This window comes from Streptomyces sp. NPDC104313 (assembly GCF_055583985.1).
The window spans coordinates 138,228-155,029 of record NZ_JBVJMW010000001.1 but is presented as its reverse complement, the minus strand read 5'-3'; the positions used below and the strand labels follow the sequence as shown (position 1 = coordinate 155,029).

The following is a 16,802-nucleotide window of genomic DNA, read 5'->3' as shown; positions in this document are numbered from 1 at the left end:
GTGACAGCCGGACATGGCCGAGACGCGTATCGGCCAGTGGTGCGGGCGACCGGTATCAGCCAGTGATACGGGCGACCGGCCGCTCGGAGCGGTCTGAGAGAATTGCGGTGTGATCTCTCGAATCGATCTGCGCGGTGACGTCCTCCCCGAGGGCGCCGCCCTGCGCGACCTGCTGCCCCGTGCCGAGTTCGACGTGGAAGCCGCCCTGGAGACGGTGCGGCCCATCTGCGAGGACGTACGCCATCGCGGCACCGCGGCAGTGATCGACTGGGGGGAGAAACTGGACGGTGTCCGGATCGAGTCGGTCCGGGTGCCCGCCGACTCCATCTCCCGTGCCCTGAAGGAGCTGGACCCGGCCGTCCGGGCGGCCCTGGAGGAGTCGGTCCGCCGCGCCCGCCTCGTCCACCGCGAGCAGCGCCGCACCACGCACACCACCCAGGTCGTCCCCGGCGGCACCGTCACCGAGAAGTGGGTGCCCGTCGAGCGCGTCGGGCTGTACGTCCCCGGCGGCCGCTCGGTCTACCCCTCCTCCGTCGTGATGAACGTCGTCCCGGCCCAGGAGGCGGGCGTCGAGGGCATCGCTGTGGCCTCCCCGCCGCAGAAGGACTTCGGCGGGCTGCCGCACCCCACGATCCTCGCCGCCTGCGCCCTGCTCGGCGTCGACGAGGTGTACGCCGCCGGCGGCTCCCAGGCCGTCGCGATGTTCGCGTACGGCACCGAGGACTGCCTCCCGGTCAACCTGGTCACCGGCCCCGGCAACATCTACGTCGCCGCCGCCAAGCGCCTCCTCAAGGGCCGCATCGGCATCGACGCCGAGGCCGGGCCCACCGAGATCGCGATCCTCGCCGACGCCACCGCCGACCCGGTGCACGTGGCCGCCGACCTGATCAGCCAGGCCGAGCACGACCCGATGGCCGCCGCCGTCCTGGTCACCGACTCCGAGGAGCTGGCCGCCGCCACCGAGGCCGAGCTGGTCCCCCAGGTCGCCGCCACCAAGCACATCAAGGACCGGGTCGAGCCCGCCCTCGCCGGCCGCCAGTCCCGAATCGTCCTGGTCTCCTCCCTCGACGACGGACTCAAGGTCGTCGACGCGTACGGCGCCGAGCACCTGGAGATCCAGACCGCCGACGCCGCGGCCGTCGCCGACCGGGTCCGCAACGCCGGAGCGATCTTCGTCGGCCCCTTCTCGCCCGTCTCGCTCGGCGACTACTGCGCCGGCTCCAACCACGTCCTGCCCACCGGCGGCTGCGCCTGCCACTCCTCGGGCCTGTCCGTGCAGTCCTTCCTGCGCGGTATCCACATCGTCGACTACAGCCGCGACGCGCTCGCCGAGGTCACCCACCACGTCGTGACCCTCGCCGAGGCGGAGGACCTCCCCGCCCACGGCGCGGCCCTCAAGGCAAGGTTCGGCTGGAAGGTTCCACAGCAGTGACGTACGACAGCACCTCCCGCGACTCCGGGGACTCCCGTGACTCCCGCGACTCCGGGGACTCCCGCGACTCCGGGGACGGGCTTCCCACCCGCAACCCCTGGGACGAGCTCCCCATCCGCGACGAACTGCGCGGCCAGTCCCCGTACGGAGCCCCCCAGCTCGACGTCCCCGTACGCCTCAACACCAACGAGAACCCCTACCCGCTCCCCGAGGCACTGGTCGACCGGATCGCCGAGCGGGTCCGCGAGGCCGCCCGCGGCCTCAACCGCTACCCCGACCGGGACGCCATCGAGCTCCGCACCGAACTGGCCCGCTACCTGACCCGCACGGCGGGACACGAGGTCAGCACCGCCCACGTGTGGGCCGCCAACGGCTCCAACGAGGTCCTCCAGCAGCTGCTCCAGACCTTCGGCGGACCCGGCCGCACCGCGCTCGGCTTCGAACCCTCCTACTCCATGCACGCCCTGATCTCCCGGTCCACCGGCACCGGCTGGATCTCCGGACCGCGCGACGACGACTTCACCATCGACGTCGAGGCCGCCCGCGCCGCCATCGCCGAGCACCGCCCCGAGGTCGTCTTCATCACCTCGCCCAACAACCCCACCGGCACCGCCGTCGACGCGGAGACCGTCCTCGCCCTGTACGAGGCCGCACAGGCCTTTGGGCCCTCGATGGTCGTCGTCGACGAGGCCTACGGCGAGTTCAGCCACCACCCCTCGCTGCTCCCGCTGATCGAGGGCCGGCGCAACCTGGTCCTCTCCCGGACCATGTCCAAGGCGTTCGGCGCGGCAGGCCTCCGCCTCGGCTACCTCGCCGCCGACCCGGCCGTGGTCGACGCGGTCCAACTGGTGCGGCTGCCGTACCACCTCTCCTCCGTCACCCAGGCCACCGCGCTCGCAGCCCTGGAGCACACCGATACGCTGCTCGGATACGTCGCGCAGCTCAAGAGCGAGCGCGACCGGCTGGTGGACGAGCTGCGCGCCACCGGGTACGAGGTCACCGACTCGGACGCCAACTTCGTCCAGTTCGGCCGCTTCGACGACAGCCACGCCGTCTGGCGGCGGATCCTCGACCGGGGCGTCCTGGTCCGGGACAACGGCGTACCGGGATGGCTGCGGGTCTCCGCGGGAACACCGGCAGAGAACGACGCGTTCCTCGATGCGGTACGCGAACTGAAGAAGGAGCACGACGCATGAGCCCCCGCGTAGGCCGCGTGGAACGCACCACGAAGGAAACATCCGTGCTCGTCGAGATCAACCTCGACGGCACCGGCAAGGTCGATGTCGCCACCGGGGTCGGCTTCTACGACCACATGCTCGACCAGCTCGGCCGCCACGGCCTCTTCGACCTCACGGTCAAGACCGAGGGCGACCTGCACATCGACAGCCACCACACCATCGAGGACACCGCCCTCGCGCTCGGCGCCGCCTTCAAGCAGGCCCTCGGCGACAAGGTCGGCATCTACCGCTTCGGCAACTGCACCGTCCCGCTGGACGAGTCGCTCGCCCAGGTCACCGTCGACCTCTCCGGCCGCCCCTACCTCGTGCACACCGAGCCCGAGAAGATGGCGCCGATGATCGGCGAGTACGACACGACGATGACCCGGCACATCCTGGAGTCCTTCGTCGCCCAGGCGCAGATCGCCCTGCACGTCCACGTGCCGTACGGGCGCAACGCCCACCACATCGTCGAGTGCCAGTTCAAGGCCCTCGCCCGCGCCCTGCGCTACGCCTGCGAGCACGACCCGCGCGCCGCCGGCATCCTGCCTTCCACGAAGGGCGCCCTGTGACCGGCCTCAACACCATCCTGATCGTCGTCGGCCTCTTCCTGGCCGGCGGCGTCTACTCCTTCGCGAAGCAGGGGATGCCCAAGGGCGTCATCGTGCTGCTGTCGATCGGCTCCGTGATGTGCCTGGTGGCGGGCATCCTGCGGATCCAGGGACTGTGGGACTGAGAGGCACGCTGTGACAGACACCAAGAAGGTCGTCGTCTTCGACTACGGCTTCGGCAACGTCCGATCCGCCGAGCGGGCCCTCGCCCATGTCGGCGCGGACGTCGAGATCACCCGCGACTACGACCGCGCGATGAACGCCGACGGGCTCCTCGTCCCCGGCGTCGGCGCGTTCTCCGCCTGCATGGACGGCCTCAAGAGGGCCCGCGGCGACTGGATCGTCGGCCGCAGGCTCTCCGGCGGGCGCCCCGTCATGGGCATCTGCGTCGGGATGCAGATCCTGTTCGAGCGCGGCATCGAGCACGGCGTGGAGACCGAGGGCCTGGACGAATGGCCCGGTACCGTCGGTCCCCTGAAGGCCGATGTCGTCCCGCACATGGGGTGGAACACCGTCGAGGCACCCGAGGACTCCCGGCTCTTCGCGGGCCTGGACGCCGACGCGCGGTACTACTTCGTGCACTCCTACGCGGCCCACGACTGGTCCCTCGAAGTGACCAACGCCAAGATCCGTGCCCCCAAGGTCACCTGGGCGACGCACGGCGAACGGTTCGTGGCCGCCGTGGAGAACGGTGCGCTGTGGGCCACCCAGTTCCACCCCGAGAAGTCCGGCGACGCCGGCGCCCAGCTGCTGACCAACTGGATCGAGACGCTGTAATGCCGAAGCTTGAACTGCTCCCCGCCGTCGACGTCCGCGACGGCCGGGCCGTCCGTCTCGTGCACGGCGAATCCGGCTCCGAGACCTCCTACGGCTCCCCGCTGGAGGCCGCCCTCGCCTGGCAGCGCGCCGGCGCCGAGTGGCTGCACCTCGTCGACCTGGACGCCGCCTTCGGCACCGGCGACAACCGCGCCCTGATCGCCGAGGTCGCCGGGGCCATGGATATCAAGGTCGAGCTGTCCGGCGGCATCCGCGACGACGCCTCGCTCGCCGCCGCCCTCGCCACCGGCTGCCGCCGGGTCAACCTCGGCACCGCCGCCCTGGAGACCCCCGAGTGGGTCGCCAAGGTCATCGCCGAGCACGGCGACAAGATCGCCGTCGGCCTGGACGTCCGCGGCACCACCCTGCGCGGCCGGGGCTGGACCCGCGACGGCGGCGACCTCTACGAGACCCTCGCCCGCCTCGACGCCGAGGGCTGTGCCCGCTACGTCGTCACCGACATCGCCAAGGACGGCACCCTGGAGGGCCCGAACCTCGGCCTGCTGCGGGACGTCTGCGCCGCCACCGACCGCCCGGTCGTCGCCTCCGGCGGGGTCTCCTCGCTCGACGATCTCCGCGCGATCTCCCTCCTCGTCCCCGAGGGCGTCGAGGGCGCGATCGTCGGCAAGGCGCTGTACGCGAAGGCGTTCACGATGGAAGAGGCTCTCAGGGCGGTCGCCGCATGACCGATTCCCCCGACACGGCAGGCGCTGCCGCTGGATCCGCCGTACGCCGGATCTCCACCGGCGCGCCCTGGGAGGAGAAGTTCGGCTACTCGCGCGCGGTCGAGCTCCCCAACGGCCTCGTCCTGGTGGCCGGCTGCACCTCCATGATCAACGGCCAGATCTCCGCAGGCTCCCCCTACGAGCAGGCGATCACCTCCTTCGACGTCGCGTTCGCGGCGCTGGAGCAGGTCGGCCTCACCCGCGACGACGTCGTCCGCACCCGGATGTACATCACGCACGCCCGGGACGTGGAGGACGTCGGCCGCGCCCACAAGGAGCTGTTCGACGCCGTGCGCCCCGCCGCCTCCATGATCATCGTGTCCGGTTTCGTGGACCCGAGCCTGGTCGTCGAGGTCGAGGTCGAGGCCTACCGGGGAGGCGCGAAGTGAGCCTCGCCGTACGGGTCATCCCCTGCCTGGACGTCGACAACGGCCGGGTCGTCAAGGGCGTCAACTTCCAGAATCTGCGGGATGCGGGCGACCCCGTGGAGATGGCCAAGCTGTACGACGCCGAGGGCGCGGACGAGCTGACCTTCCTCGACATCACCGCCTCCAGCGGCGACCGCGAGACGACGTACGACGTGGTCCGCCGCACCGCCGAGCAGGTCTTCATCCCGCTCACCGTCGGCGGCGGCGTCCGCACTCCGGACGACGTCGACAGGCTGCTGCGTGCCGGGGCCGACAAGGTCGGCGTCAACACCGCCGCCATCGCCCGTCCCGACCTCATCCGCGAGATCGCCGAACGCTTCGGACGCCAGGTCCTGGTGCTCTCGGTGGACGCCCGACGCACCCCCCGGGGCACGTTCGAGGTGACCACGCACGGCGGCCGCAAGGGCACCGGCATCGACGCCGTCGAGTGGGCCCACCGGGCCGCCGAGCTGGGCGCGGGCGAGATCCTGCTCAACTCGATGGACGCCGACGGCACGAAGGACGGCTACGACACGGAGATGATCGAGGCGGTACGGGGGCACGTCACCGTCCCCGTCATCGCCTCCGGTGGCGCGGGCCGGCTCGCCGACTTCGCCCCGGCGATCGAGGCGGGGGCCGACGCGGTGCTCGCCGCCTCCGTCTTCCACTTCGGCGACCTGCGGATCTCCGAGGTCAAGGGCGCGCTGCGGGAAGCGGGCCACCCGGTCCGCTGAGCCCTTACGGCGGTATCACCGGTCCGCCCCCACCTCTTTCCGGAGGTGCCTCCCTGGCTCCGATCCGCTTCCGCGTCGCCGCTTGACACCCGCACAGCCCCGGAGAGTCGTCTCTCCGGGGCTGTCGCGTGTGCACCGGGCGTCGATGGCCGTCAGCGCCGTCAGCGCCGTCAGCGCCGTCAGCGCCGTCAGCGCGAGGAGCATGGACCCGGCGAACGTACCGCCCCCGTACAGGACGGCAGTGGCCTTGGGTGCGCCTGGCGTGTGGATGAGGAGCCCAGCCACCATGGCGACGATCACTGAAAGCAGGCACAGATGGGGACTCCGAAGCTCCAACGGGGCTCTGCGTCCTGGTTCCCGGCGTGGCCGGGCCCCCAGGTGCGAAGCGCCAACTGTGATCCTCAGGCACTGTTGCAGCGCGACCGCGCCCGCTGCTTCGTGGGTTGAGTGACGGGCGCGGGAGAAGCGCGTGCTACGCGGACAACTCCGGCAGCGTGAGCAGCAGTTCATTCCCTGCCCCTCGTAGTCAATCCGGTCTCCCGGACCGACGGGGGCGGCCACCTCGGTCGGCGTCATCACTTCGGCTTCTCGGCCCGCTTGATGCGCTCCAGCGGCACGTCCCATTCGATGCCGCCGCCTTCCGGCACCATGAACGCCTGGCTCTTGTGCAGCTTGCCGTTCGACTTGTAGCGCTCCTCGATCACGCCCACCAGCAGGCCGGTTCGCTCCGAGACCGTGTCCATCACGAGGGTTCCGCGCGGGTAGGGCAGCGCGCCGTGGCTGAGGGTCGTCGTTGGCTTCTTGTGCTGGGTCACTCTCGGCCTCCTCGCTTAAGCGCTTCGGCCAGGCGGGCGGCCACGTCGGAGTGCACGCGCCCCGGCTCGACGAGCTTCGGCGTGGGGGATGCGGGGTCTGCTCGCAGCGAGGGAAAAACGATCCCGACTCCGGTCAGCGCTGCCCGCAGAGACTCCATCGCCACCAAGGGGTCGATGTCCTGCTGTTCCTTGATGGCCATGAACCGACGTTAGAAGTGTGCTGTTGCCCGGCGGTATGCTGTTTGCTCGAATTTGCTCGGTAGGTCATGAAGATTGCTGATGTTTTCTCACGTACCTCGCCTGATCCCGTAGAACCGAGCTGGGGCTCCGGCCATGCTGTTGATCAACACCCCTGGAAAGGAGAGCGTCATGGCTCGTCAGTTGCGCTTTACCGGCACAGACAGCAAGGTCGACGGTTGCCCCGCCCTGCACACGGATGAGGGCACCGGTGAGATCATTGTTCAAGGCGCGCCCGTCACTGACCCCGGAGACATCGCACAGCTCCAGCACTTCGGGCCGGACGATGCGGCGGTGGTCGTGCCGCGCGAACTGCTCGTGAACTGGGGGCCGAAGGAGATGGAGCGGGTGCCGGAGTTTGTCGACCGGGCCACCTTCCGGTGTCTTTTCGAGGCCTTCAAGCACACCGCTTGGCGACTGGAGACGCGGCGCGGTTACGCGTCCGACCGGCAGGACCCCGACTTCCAAGAATTCTTGGCCACTGGCTCCTCGCCCTGTGACCCCAACGAGCCGTGGTTCGTCAACATCAAGGCGCAGACAGACGGGGGCAAAACGGTCGGTCGTGTCCGCATCGCCGACAACCCGCCCACCACCGAGCAGCGGTTCCTACTCGACTACGCCCGGCACAACGCGGCGGTCGGCGAGGACATGCGCTACCTGTGGCGCGAGGACACTGCCGACCTGCCCGCCGAGGATTTCTGGATCTTCGACTCGCGCATCGTCGCCCTGCTGCACTTCGACGACCAGGACAACATGCTCGACATTGAGCTGATCACCGAACCGGCTGAGGTCGTGCGGTACGCCATCGTCCGCGACGCAGCCATGCACCACGCGGTCCCGTTCGACCAGTTCGCGGCGCAGGTGGCCGCGACCGAATAGAGCGCGTGGCCGGTGAGCACTGACTATCAGCAGGCACGGGAAGCCCTGGGGGTGCGACTCCGCGAACTCCGCTTCTCGTGCCCCGGTGGTCGACTCACCGGTCGGCAGCTCGCCCAGCGGCTCGGCTGGCAGGGCTCCAAGGTCAGCAAGCTGGAGAACGGCAAACAGACGGCCACTCCCGAGGACCTGAGGGCATGGGCCGACGCGACGGAGCAGCCGGGCGTGTACGCCGAGCTTGCCGCCCGGCTGGCCGGGTTCGAGTCGCACATCAGGTCATGGCGCAGAGCGCTGTCGAACGGGTTCAAGCCGCTGCACGAGGGCTTGAGCGCGGAGATCGATCGCACGTCACAGATGTGGATCTGGGAAGAATCGGTAATCCCCGGTCTGTTGCAGACCCCCGAGTACGCCCGCCATGTCGTCCAGCGCTATGCGGAGCTGCTCGGCGGAGCCAGCGACATCGAGGCCGCCGTGCGCTCCAGGGCACAGCGGCAGGAGTGGCTGTACCGCCCTGGTGGCAAGCTGCACGTGTTGATGTGGGAAGCCGCGTTGCGGTCGCTGATCTGCCCGCCCTCCGTGCTGGTCGCCCAGCTCGACCGCCTCACCGGAATGATCGGCATGGACACGGTGGAGCTGGGCGTGATCCCGTTCACGGCGTCGGTCAAGATCGTGCCCGCCAACGGTTTCTGGGTCCTTGATGACCGCCTGGTGGTCGCGGAGGACTGGCACGCCGAGATGTGGTTGGACGATGCAGACAACATCGACTTGTACGTGAAGGTCTGGAAGACCCTTCGGGAGTCGGCCGTGTACGTGGCCGATGCCCACAACGTCATCAACGCAGCCAGGCGCGCGCTGAACTCGCGTTGACGCGACGTGTCCGGTCCAGGTCGGTCGGGGGAGTCTGTACGCCATGCATCTCTTACACATGGAGGTCTGGATCGGCGACAGATGGCACCGGGGCACGCTGCATGATGGGTGCTGGGGCCGCTGGACCGGCTGGGCCCCGCCGACCGGGACGTCATCGTCAAGACCCTCACCGCCTGGCTGGACGCGGACGGCTCGGCGCAACGGGCGGGCGCGAGGCCCTACTGCCACCGCGACACCGTCCTCAACCGTCTCCGACGCTTCGAGCAGCTCACCGGCCGCTGCCTCACCCGCCTCCGGGACGCGGTCGAGGTCTCCCTCGCCCTGGCGGTGCGGCTGCTGCTCGGCAACTGAAGGGTTCCGCAACGAGGGAAGAGTTCCGCCACAGCGAAGCGGAAGAGGCCCGCTGCGACCGGAGAATCACGAAACAAATATTGCGCAATTAATCTTGCGCAACTTTTCCTGTGCGTCTACGGTCCTGTCATGCCCCATGAAGAACGACGCCGCGTCTCCGACCTCGACACCCTCAAGGCGATCGGCCACCCCCTGCGCCTGAAGCTCTACCGAGCCCTGCACATCAAGCGCACCGCCACCGCCTCCCAGCTCGCCGACCAGGTCGACGAGGCGGTCTCCCTCGTCAGCTACCACCTGCGCAAGCTCGCCGACCACGGGCTGATCGAACCGGCCGAGGGCCAGGGCACCGACGGCCGGGAGCGCTGGTGGCAGCCGTCCTCCCGAGGGCTGACCTTCAGCGACACGGACTTCGACGACGCGCCGGAGAAGGCGGCCGTCTACGCCGCCGCCGGCCGGATGTCCTTCGACCAGCACGTCGAGCTCTACCGGGCCCACCAGGACGCACGGCACACCTGGGACGCGAAATGGCGCGGCGCCTCCTGGAGCGCGGAGAACCTCCTGCGCCTCACCGCGGAGGAACTGGCCGCCCTCGGACGGGAGATGGGCGCGCTGATCGACCGTTACGAGGAGGCGGGCCGCGCCCGCGAGGAGGCGAGCGACACGGAGGGCCGGGAGAGCGTCGCCCTGCACACGTACGGATTCCCCTTCCGCCCCTGAGCCCGCCACCCCTCCCGGAAGGACGAACCCATGACCGTCAGCGCCGTGGAAGCGCCCGAACACCCCGCCCACCGCGACCCCAACGTGCTGCGCTGGCTCGGCGCGTACAGCGCGTCGATGATCGGCGACAGCATCTACTTCATGGCTCTCGCCTGGGCCGCCGCCCGCACCGGCAGCGCCTCGGGCACCGGCCTGGTCCTCGCCGCCGGCTCGATACCCCGGGCGCTCCTGATGCTCGGCGGGGGAGTGCTCGCCGACCGGATCGGGCCCCGCCGCGTCGTCATCGGCAGCGACGCCGCCCGCGCGGTCCTGGTTCTCACACTCGCCGCGACCCTGGTCCTCACCGCGCCCACCGTCGGCGTCCTGGTGGCCGTCGCCCTGCTCTTCGGCGCGGTCGACGCCCTGTTCCTGCCCGCCGTCGGAGCCCTGCCGCCCCGGATCAGCCCTCCGGGCCAGCTCGCCCGGATCCAGGGCCTGCGCGGACTCGCCGCACGCGGCGCCTCCATCGTGGGCGCGCCGCTGGGCGGGGTCGCCGTGGCCACGGGCGGGCCCGCGCTCGCCTTCGCCGCCGCAGGTCTGCTCTTCACCCTCTCGCTGCCGCTGCTCCTGCGCCTGCGGATCGGACCGCTGCCCGCGCCCGTGCGGCACGGTGGGACGCCGGCCGGGGACCGCGGGACACAGCCGGCCACCGGGGAGACGCCGACCGCCCGGCAGGACCTCGTCGACGGGCTGCGGCACATCCGCCGCCACCCCGTGCTCGGCCCGCTGATGATCGTCATCGGCCTCAGCGAACTCGGCTTCGTCGGACCGCTCAACCTCGGGCTGATCCTGCTCTCCGAGCAGCGCGGCTGGGGTGCGGCCGGCATGGGCTGGATCGTCGCCGGATTCGCCTCCGGCGCGGCCGGGTCCGCCCTCCTCCTCGCCGTCCGGGGCCGGGTGCCGCAGGCGGGCCGGGTGATGTGCCTGACGGTCCTCGTCGGCGCGACGGGCATCGCCGGCCTGGCCCAGGCCCCCTCGGTCGCCCTCGCCGCCGCGACCGCCGCGTTCGTCGGCCTCTCCATCGGGCTGGCCGGTGCGCTGGGCGCCGCCCTCGTCCAGACCGCCGCCGCCCCGGCGTACCTGGGCCGGGTCACCTCCGTGTCGACGCTCTTCACCTACGCGCTCATCCCGCTGAGCTACCCCGCCACCGGGGCCGCCGCGGCCCTCTGGGGCACCGGGCCGGTCTACGCCGTCAGCGCCGCGGTGTGCGCGGCGGGCGGCGCGGTGGGCCTCGCCTTCACCGAACTCCGCCGCGCCGAACTGCCCCGCTGACCCGGCACCCCCGGAGCCCCGGGCCTACATCCCCAGCTCGGCCGCCCCCAGCCGCTCCACCGCCGCCTGGTCGCCCTCCACCTCGACATGCGCCGCGCCCTGCCGGCCGAACGCGTACAGCAGCAGCTCGGCGGGCTCCCCGGTCACCGTCACCACCGGGGCCCCCTTGTGGGCCACCGCCGTCTGGCCGTCCGGGCGGCGCAGCACCAGGCCCACCGGGGACCTGCGGCCCAGCAGGCGGGCCGTCTTCTCGGTCCGTGACCACAGCACGTCGGAGAAGACCGGGTCCAGCTCGCGGCGCGACCAGTCGGGCTGGGCCCGGCGCACGTCCTCCGCGTGGACGAAGAACTCGACGGTGTTCGCCGCCTCGTCGATCTGCTTGAGGGACATCGGGGAGAACCGGGGCGGACCGGTGCGGATCAGCTGGATCAGTTCCTCGTACGGTTTCGCCGCGAACTCCGCCTGCACCCGTTCCAGCCGGGCCTTCAGCGCGCTCACCAGCAGCCCGCCCGCCGCGTCCGCGCGGCGTTCGCGGACCACCACATGGGCGGCCAGATCGCGGGTCTTCCAGCCGTCGCACAGGGTCAGGGCCTCGGGGCCGGCCGCTTCCAACAGATCGGCGAGCAGAAGACGTTCACGCTTCGCATGGGTCGACATGCCCGCCAGCGTACGACCGTCACCCGGGGTCCGCCCAGTGGACGTCCGCCGGGAAAGGCCTCGCGGTCACGGCACAATGGGCCCATGACCAGCACGCCCGGCGCCCCGCCGCCCCCCAGCAGCCTCGATCCGGCCGTCGCCGCCCGCCTCAAGCGCGGCGCCGACGGTCTGGTCCCGGCCATCGCCCAGCAGTACGACACCGGCGAGGTGCTGATGCTCGGCTGGATGGATGACGAGGCGCTGCACCGCACCCTCACCACGGGCCGCTGCACCTACTGGTCCCGCAGCCGCCAGGAGTACTGGGTCAAGGGCGACACCTCCGGTCACGTCCAGCACGTGAAGTCCGTGGCCCTGGACTGCGACGCCGACACCGTGCTGGTCAAGGTCGACCAGACGGGCGCCGCCTGCCACACGGGAGACCGCACCTGCTTCGACGCCGACCTCCTGCACCTCCTCGACAGCTAAGGTCCGGCCATGGATCTCGACACCTTCCGCAAACTGGCCGTCGACCGGCGCGTCGTCCCCGTCAGCCGCCGTCTCCTCGCGGACGGCGACACCCCGGTCGGCCTGTACCGCAAGCTCGCCGCCGAACGCACCGGCACCTTCCTCCTGGAGTCCGCCGAGAACGGCCGGACCTGGTCGCGCTACTCCTTCATCGGCGTCCGCAGCGATGCCACCCTCACCGCCCGCGACGGCGAGGCCCACTGGCTCGGCACCCCGCCTGTCGGCGTCCCCGCGACCGGCGACCCGCTGGACGCGCTGCGCGCCACCGTCGAGACCCTGCACACCCCGCGCGACCTGGTCGGCGACGCGGGCCTGCCGCCGTTCACCGGCGGCATGGTCGGCTACCTCGGCTACGACGTCGTCCGCCGCCTGGAGAGGATCGGCGAGCACGGCGGCGACGACCTGAAGCTGCCCGAGCTGACCATGCTCCTCACCTCGGACCTCGCCGTCCTCGACCACCGGAACGGCACCGTCCTGCTGATCGCCAACGCGATCAACCACAACGACCTCGACACCGGCGTCGACGAGGCGCACGCGGACGCCGTCGCCCGCCTCGACGCGATGGAGCGGGACCTGCGCCGCCCGGTCGAGAACGCCCCCGCCGTCCTGCCCCCGTCCGAGCTGCCGCCGTACACCGCGCTGTGGGGCGGCGAGGCCTACAGGGACGCCGTCGTGGACATCAAGGAGCGGATCAGGGCGGGCGAGGCCTTCCAGGTCGTCCCCTCCCAGCGCTTCGAGACCCCGTGCACGGCGAGCGCCCTGGACGTCTACCGGGTACTGCGGGCCACCAACCCGTCCCCGTACATGTACCTCTTCCGCTTCGACGGGTTCGACGTCGTCGGCTCCAGCCCCGAGGCCCTGGTCAAGGTCGAGGACGGCCGGGCCACGGTCCACCCGATCGCCGGGACCCGGCACCGGGGCGCCACCCCGCAGGAGGACCAGGCGCTCGCCGACGAGCTCCTCGCCGACCCCAAGGAGCGCGCCGAGCACCTGATGCTCGTCGACCTCGGCCGCAACGACCTGGGCCGGGTCTGCGAACCGGGCAGCGTCGAGGTCGTCGACTTCATGTCGATCGAGCGCTACTCCCACGTGATGCACATCGTCTCCACCGTCACCGGCCGCGTCACGGAGGACCTCACCGCCTTCGACGTCCTCACCGCCTGCTTCCCCGCGGGCACCCTCTCCGGTGCCCCCAAACCCCGGGCCATGCAGATCATCGAGGAGCTGGAGCCGAGCCGCCGCGGACTGTACGGGGGCTGCGTCGGCTACCTCGACTTCGCCGGGGACTCCGACACCGCCATCGCCATCCGGACCGCCCTGCTCCGCGACGGCACCGCGTACGTCCAGGCCGGGGCCGGGGTCGTCGCCGACTCCGACCCGGTCTCCGAGGACACCGAGTGCCGCAACAAGGCGGCGGCCGTGCTCCGCGCCGTCCATACCGCCAACCGGCTCCACGACCGTTGAACCGGTAGGGGATAGTGGAGGGCGTGAGCGCCGTACCCGTACCCCAGCCCCGTGCCCGAACCGCCGACTCCGCGTCCGGCGCCGCGCCCGACTCCGCGAGGAACCGCCGCAGCCTCGCGGCCGGTCTGCTCCTCGGCGCGGCCGGTGCGACCGTCGTCCTCCTCGCCTCCGGGCAGACCTGGGCCGAGGGCGAAGCGGCGACCGGCGGCGGCGCGCTTCCGCTGGCCGTCGACGGCCAGGACGTCACCGGCGTCCCGGCCGCCCTGGCCGTCGTCGGACTGGCCGCGCTCGTCGCCGTCTTCGCCGTACGCGGCGCCGGCCGACGGATCGTCGCCACCCTCCTCGCCCTCAGCGGCCTCGGAGCCACCATCGGCGCCTGGGCCGGCGCGTCCGACAACACGGCCCTCGACGAGGAGGCGGCCAGGACGACCGGCGACGCGGCGGCCACCATCCACGCCATCGGCCACACCGCCTGGCCCTACGTCACCGCCGCCGGCGGCCTGCTGATCCTGCTGGCCGGGCTCCTCGCGCTGCGCTACGGCAGCCGCTGGCCCGCCATGTCCGGAAAGTACGAGCGCGACGGCACCCCCCGCCCCGGCAGGGCGCCCCGCACCGCCCCCGACCCGGACCGGCCCGAGGACCTGTGGAAGGCCCTGGACCGCGGCGAGGACCCGACGCGCGAGGCCTGACCCCACGCTCACCTCCCGCAGTCCCGTACGGGACAATGAGACCGAGCCGTCCCCGGGCGGCGGCCACACGTACAGCGTCACCCACAGGGCAACACCACGAGGAGCAACTCATGGCGGGCAACAGCCACGGACACACCCCGGCCGCCTGGACCGGTGTCATCATCGCGTTCATCGGCTTCTGCGTCGCAGGCGTCTTCATGGTCGCGGCCAACCCGCTCGGCTTCTGGGCCGGTATCGCCGTCATCTTCGCCGGCGGTCTCGTGGGCCTCGCCATGAAGGTGGCCGGCCTCGGCATGCCGAAGGAGTCGGCCGAGATGCTCGAGGCCAGGGAGCGCGCCGGGCGGGCGCAGATCTCCCACTGACCCGGACGCCGGCCCGGCCCGGCGACCGACACGCCGACAGGCGCAGCCCTCACCCGGGGCTGCGCCTTTTCGCGTCGGCGGGGGACAATCAGCGGGTGGACGCCTCGCCTGCCCCCTCCGCCGCCCAGCCGCCGGACCCGGAAACGGAGCCGCCGCCGCCGGGTCCCGGCCCCGACCCGGCCCGCCCGGAAGCGGCGCCGCACGGCGTCGGCCCCCGGAACATGCCGCTGACGGTCCGCCCGGCCCCGGACACGGCCCCGCCCGCTTCGGCCCGTCCGGCGTTCGAGGACGGAACCCTCGCCGGGGTGGGCCCGGAGCTCACAGGTCCCTCGGGCGGGAGAGCCTCGCCGGTGCCCACCCGCCCCGCGCCGCCCACCCGCCCGCGCCGCCTCCTCACCCCGCTCGGCGTCCTCGCCGCCGTCGCGGGCGCCTTCGCCTACGTCGGCACCGTCGACCCCAACGAGTCCGGCCACTACCCGCTCTGCCCGCTCCTCAAGCTGACCGGGGTCCTCTGCCCCGGCTGTGGCGGGCTGCGCAGCGCCCACGCCTTCATCCACGGCGATCTCGGCGCGGCGTTCTCCGCGAACGCGATCGCCACCGCCGGCTACTTCCTCTTCGCCGCGGTCTGGGTCCTCTGGCTGGTCCGGGCCTGGCGCGGACAGCCCCTGCGCATCGGTCTGGCGCCCCTCTGGTGGTGGGGTGTGGGCGCCGTCCTGCTGATCTTCACCGTGGTCCGGAATCTGCCGTTCGGCTCGGCGCTCGCTCCCTGAATCAGCGGGCCGGCCCGCTGAATGACCAGGAAGTGGGACGCGACGTGGCCGGATGCGAGCCCCGGGGCATCCTGCGGATACCATCGGCAGGGCTGATCCTGTTCACCGTCAACCGTTCGGAAGGGGGCCTCTCGCGTGAGTGTGCTCGACGAGATCATCGACGGCGTTCGCGCCGACCTCGCGGAGCGGCAGGCGCGCGTCAGCCTCGACCAGCTGAAGGAGCGCGCGGCCCGTGCTCCCCAGGCCAAGGACGGAGTCGCCGCCCTGCGCGGTGAAGGCGTGACCGTCATCTGCGAGGTCAAGCGCTCGTCCCCGTCCAAGGGGGCCCTGGCCGCCATCGCCGACCCGGCCGCGCTCGCCGCGGACTACGAGGCGGGCGGCGCGTCCGTCATCTCGGTCCTCACCGAGGAGCGCCGCTTCGGCGGGTCGCTCGCCGACCTGGAGGCCGTCCGCGCCAAGGTCGACACCCCGATCCTGCGCAAGGACTTCATCGTCACCTCGTACCAGCTGTGGGAGGCCCGCGCCTACGGCGCCGACCTCGCCCTGCTGATCGTCGCCGCCCTCGACCAGGAGGCCCTGGTCTCCCTCATCGAGCGCGCCGAGTCGATCGGGCTCACCCCGCTCGTCGAGGTGCACGACGAGGAGGAGGCGGAGCGGGCCGTGGACGCCGGAGCCAAGATCATCGGCGTCAACGCGCGCAACCTGAAGGACCTCAAGGTCGACCGCTCCACCTTCGAGCGCGTCGCCCCCGAGATCCCCGACCACATCGTCAAGGTCGCCGAGTCCGGTGTCCGGGGCCCGCACGACCTGATCGCGTACGCCAACGCGGGCGCCGACGCCGTCCTGGTCGGCGAGTCGCTGGTCACCGGCCGCGACCCGCGCGCCGCCGTCGCCGACCTCGTCGCCGCGGGCGCCCACCCGGCGCTCCGCCACGGCCGCGGCTGACCGGGGGACGCAACGACCATGACCGGACGTCCCGTGCCCCGCACCCGGCCGGGCCTCGGCCCCGCCGGGTCTTCGGCCCGGGACCCGCACGCCCCGCTGGCGCGAGGCTGCCGCCCCCGCGGCTGCCGCGCCCCCGCCCGGCGCGTGCACGGCCGGCGCGTCCGGTACGTCATCGGCGACGAGCCCGGCCAGGTGAACGGCATGCGATGGCGCGCGGGGTCCGCGCTGTAGGCGAGCCCCGGCCGACGTACCGCACCAGACACCGTTCTTCTCGTACGTACGACCGCACCGCTGT

At 71.8% G+C, this 16,802-nt stretch carries 22 protein-coding genes and 1 pseudogene; 20 read left to right on the top strand and 3 right to left on the bottom strand.

The window, feature by feature from the left end; all coding sequences use genetic code 11:
- Positions 1 to 109: 109 nt before the first annotated feature.
- The 8 genes from hisD to hisF are packed head-to-tail and all read left to right on the top strand — an operon-like array spanning position 110 to position 5,942.
- On the top strand, positions 110 to 1,432 hold the full coding sequence (gene hisD, locus ACZ60Q_RS00715) for a histidinol dehydrogenase (RefSeq protein ID WP_469626345.1): 1,323 nt from the start codon (positions 110 to 112) through the stop codon (positions 1,430 to 1,432).
- Complete coding sequence (locus tag ACZ60Q_RS00710) at positions 1,429 to 2,628, top strand: histidinol-phosphate transaminase (protein ID WP_469626343.1); 1,200 nt, start codon at positions 1,429 to 1,431, stop codon at positions 2,626 to 2,628. Before hisD ends, ACZ60Q_RS00710 begins: the two co-directional genes overlap by 4 nt.
- A complete protein-coding gene (hisB, locus tag ACZ60Q_RS00705) occupies positions 2,625 to 3,221 on the top strand; it encodes an imidazoleglycerol-phosphate dehydratase HisB (protein ID WP_093686685.1) in 597 nt (198 codons plus the stop codon). The genes ACZ60Q_RS00710 and hisB overlap by 4 nt, the downstream gene beginning before the upstream one ends.
- Positions 3,218 to 3,385: a hypothetical protein gene (locus tag ACZ60Q_RS00700; protein ID WP_003969742.1), complete on the top strand. Its 168-nt coding sequence runs from the start codon at positions 3,218 to 3,220 to the stop codon at positions 3,383 to 3,385. The genes hisB and ACZ60Q_RS00700 overlap by 4 nt, the downstream gene beginning before the upstream one ends.
- A 10-nt stretch (positions 3,386 to 3,395) precedes the next feature.
- Positions 3,396 to 4,037, top strand: a complete 642-nt coding sequence (gene hisH, locus ACZ60Q_RS00695) for an imidazole glycerol phosphate synthase subunit HisH (RefSeq protein ID WP_469626340.1) — start codon at positions 3,396 to 3,398, stop codon at positions 4,035 to 4,037.
- Positions 4,037 to 4,762 (top strand): bifunctional 1-(5-phosphoribosyl)-5-((5-phosphoribosylamino)methylideneamino)imidazole-4-carboxamide isomerase/phosphoribosylanthranilate isomerase PriA, encoded by a 726-nt coding sequence (gene priA, locus ACZ60Q_RS00690; RefSeq protein WP_469626337.1) that lies wholly within the window; start codon positions 4,037 to 4,039, stop codon positions 4,760 to 4,762. Before hisH ends, priA begins: the two co-directional genes overlap by 1 nt.
- Positions 4,759 to 5,190 carry a RidA family protein gene (locus ACZ60Q_RS00685; protein WP_469626334.1) on the top strand — a complete coding sequence of 144 codons (432 nt, stop codon included), beginning with the start codon at positions 4,759 to 4,761 and terminating at the stop codon, positions 5,188 to 5,190. Before priA ends, ACZ60Q_RS00685 begins: the two co-directional genes overlap by 4 nt.
- Positions 5,187 to 5,942 carry an imidazole glycerol phosphate synthase subunit HisF gene (hisF, locus tag ACZ60Q_RS00680; RefSeq protein ID WP_469626332.1) on the top strand — a complete coding sequence of 252 codons (756 nt, stop codon included), beginning with the start codon at positions 5,187 to 5,189 and terminating at the stop codon, positions 5,940 to 5,942. Before ACZ60Q_RS00685 ends, hisF begins: the two co-directional genes overlap by 4 nt.
- 575 nt (positions 5,943 to 6,517) lie before the next feature.
- On the opposite strand, the gene ACZ60Q_RS00675 is transcribed toward hisF, so the two are convergent.
- On the bottom strand, positions 6,518 to 6,757 hold the full coding sequence (locus tag ACZ60Q_RS00675) for a hypothetical protein (protein ID WP_469626329.1): 240 nt from the start codon (positions 6,755 to 6,757) through the stop codon (positions 6,518 to 6,520).
- Positions 6,754 to 6,957 (bottom strand): hypothetical protein, encoded by a 204-nt coding sequence (locus ACZ60Q_RS00670; protein ID WP_469626326.1) that lies wholly within the window; start codon positions 6,955 to 6,957, stop codon positions 6,754 to 6,756. The genes ACZ60Q_RS00675 and ACZ60Q_RS00670 overlap by 4 nt, the downstream gene beginning before the upstream one ends.
- Before the next feature lie 169 nt (positions 6,958 to 7,126).
- Between ACZ60Q_RS00670 and ACZ60Q_RS00665 the strand changes: the two genes are divergently transcribed.
- From ACZ60Q_RS00665 to ACZ60Q_RS00645, 5 genes and pseudogenes are all read left to right on the top strand, one after another.
- Positions 7,127 to 7,873, top strand: coding sequence for a DUF6879 family protein (locus ACZ60Q_RS00665; RefSeq protein WP_469626323.1), 747 nt, complete (start codon positions 7,127 to 7,129; stop codon positions 7,871 to 7,873).
- A 12-nt stretch (positions 7,874 to 7,885) separates the two neighbouring features.
- Positions 7,886 to 8,737, top strand: coding sequence for a helix-turn-helix domain-containing protein (locus ACZ60Q_RS00660; protein WP_469626320.1), 852 nt, complete (start codon positions 7,886 to 7,888; stop codon positions 8,735 to 8,737).
- A gap of 108 nt (positions 8,738 to 8,845) precedes the next feature.
- Positions 8,846 to 9,088 (top strand): annotated as a pseudogene (locus ACZ60Q_RS00655) (helix-turn-helix domain-containing protein); the annotation flags it as partial.
- A gap of 129 nt (positions 9,089 to 9,217) precedes the next feature.
- Entirely contained in the window at positions 9,218 to 9,805 is a 588-nt protein-coding gene (locus tag ACZ60Q_RS00650; RefSeq protein WP_469626317.1) for an ArsR/SmtB family transcription factor, read from the top strand.
- A 30-nt stretch (positions 9,806 to 9,835) separates the two neighbouring features.
- A complete protein-coding gene (locus tag ACZ60Q_RS00645) occupies positions 9,836 to 11,116 on the top strand; it encodes an MFS transporter (RefSeq protein WP_469626314.1) in 1,281 nt (426 codons plus the stop codon).
- Between the two features lie 24 nt (positions 11,117 to 11,140).
- Here ACZ60Q_RS00645 and ACZ60Q_RS00640 read toward each other — a convergent pair whose 3' ends face one another.
- Positions 11,141 to 11,773, bottom strand: coding sequence for a TIGR03085 family metal-binding protein (locus tag ACZ60Q_RS00640; protein ID WP_469626311.1), 633 nt, complete (start codon positions 11,771 to 11,773; stop codon positions 11,141 to 11,143).
- 84 nt (positions 11,774 to 11,857) lie between these two features.
- Here ACZ60Q_RS00640 and hisI point away from each other — a divergent pair, with 84 nt between their 5' ends.
- From hisI to trpM, 7 genes are all read left to right on the top strand, one after another.
- Positions 11,858 to 12,238 (top strand): phosphoribosyl-AMP cyclohydrolase, encoded by a 381-nt coding sequence (gene hisI, locus ACZ60Q_RS00635; protein ID WP_469626308.1) that lies wholly within the window; start codon positions 11,858 to 11,860, stop codon positions 12,236 to 12,238.
- A 9-nt stretch (positions 12,239 to 12,247) separates the two neighbouring features.
- Positions 12,248 to 13,741, top strand: a complete 1,494-nt coding sequence (locus ACZ60Q_RS00630) for an anthranilate synthase component I (protein ID WP_469626306.1) — start codon at positions 12,248 to 12,250, stop codon at positions 13,739 to 13,741.
- A gap of 14 nt (positions 13,742 to 13,755) precedes the next feature.
- Complete coding sequence (locus ACZ60Q_RS00625) at positions 13,756 to 14,430, top strand: TIGR02234 family membrane protein (protein ID WP_469626303.1); 675 nt, start codon at positions 13,756 to 13,758, stop codon at positions 14,428 to 14,430.
- A gap of 110 nt (positions 14,431 to 14,540) precedes the next feature.
- On the top strand, positions 14,541 to 14,792 hold the full coding sequence (locus ACZ60Q_RS00620; RefSeq protein ID WP_469626299.1) for an HGxxPAAW family protein: 252 nt from the start codon (positions 14,541 to 14,543) through the stop codon (positions 14,790 to 14,792).
- 95 nt (positions 14,793 to 14,887) lie between these two features.
- Positions 14,888 to 15,562, top strand: a complete 675-nt coding sequence (locus ACZ60Q_RS00615) for a DUF2752 domain-containing protein (RefSeq protein WP_469626295.1) — start codon at positions 14,888 to 14,890, stop codon at positions 15,560 to 15,562.
- Between the two features lie 135 nt (positions 15,563 to 15,697).
- Positions 15,698 to 16,507 (top strand): indole-3-glycerol phosphate synthase TrpC, encoded by an 810-nt coding sequence (gene trpC, locus ACZ60Q_RS00610; protein WP_469626292.1) that lies wholly within the window; start codon positions 15,698 to 15,700, stop codon positions 16,505 to 16,507.
- 18 nt (positions 16,508 to 16,525) lie between these two features.
- A complete protein-coding gene (gene trpM, locus ACZ60Q_RS00605; RefSeq protein ID WP_469626288.1) occupies positions 16,526 to 16,738 on the top strand; it encodes a tryptophan biosynthesis modulator TrpM in 213 nt (70 codons plus the stop codon).
- The last annotated feature ends 64 nt before the right edge of the window (positions 16,739 to 16,802 follow it).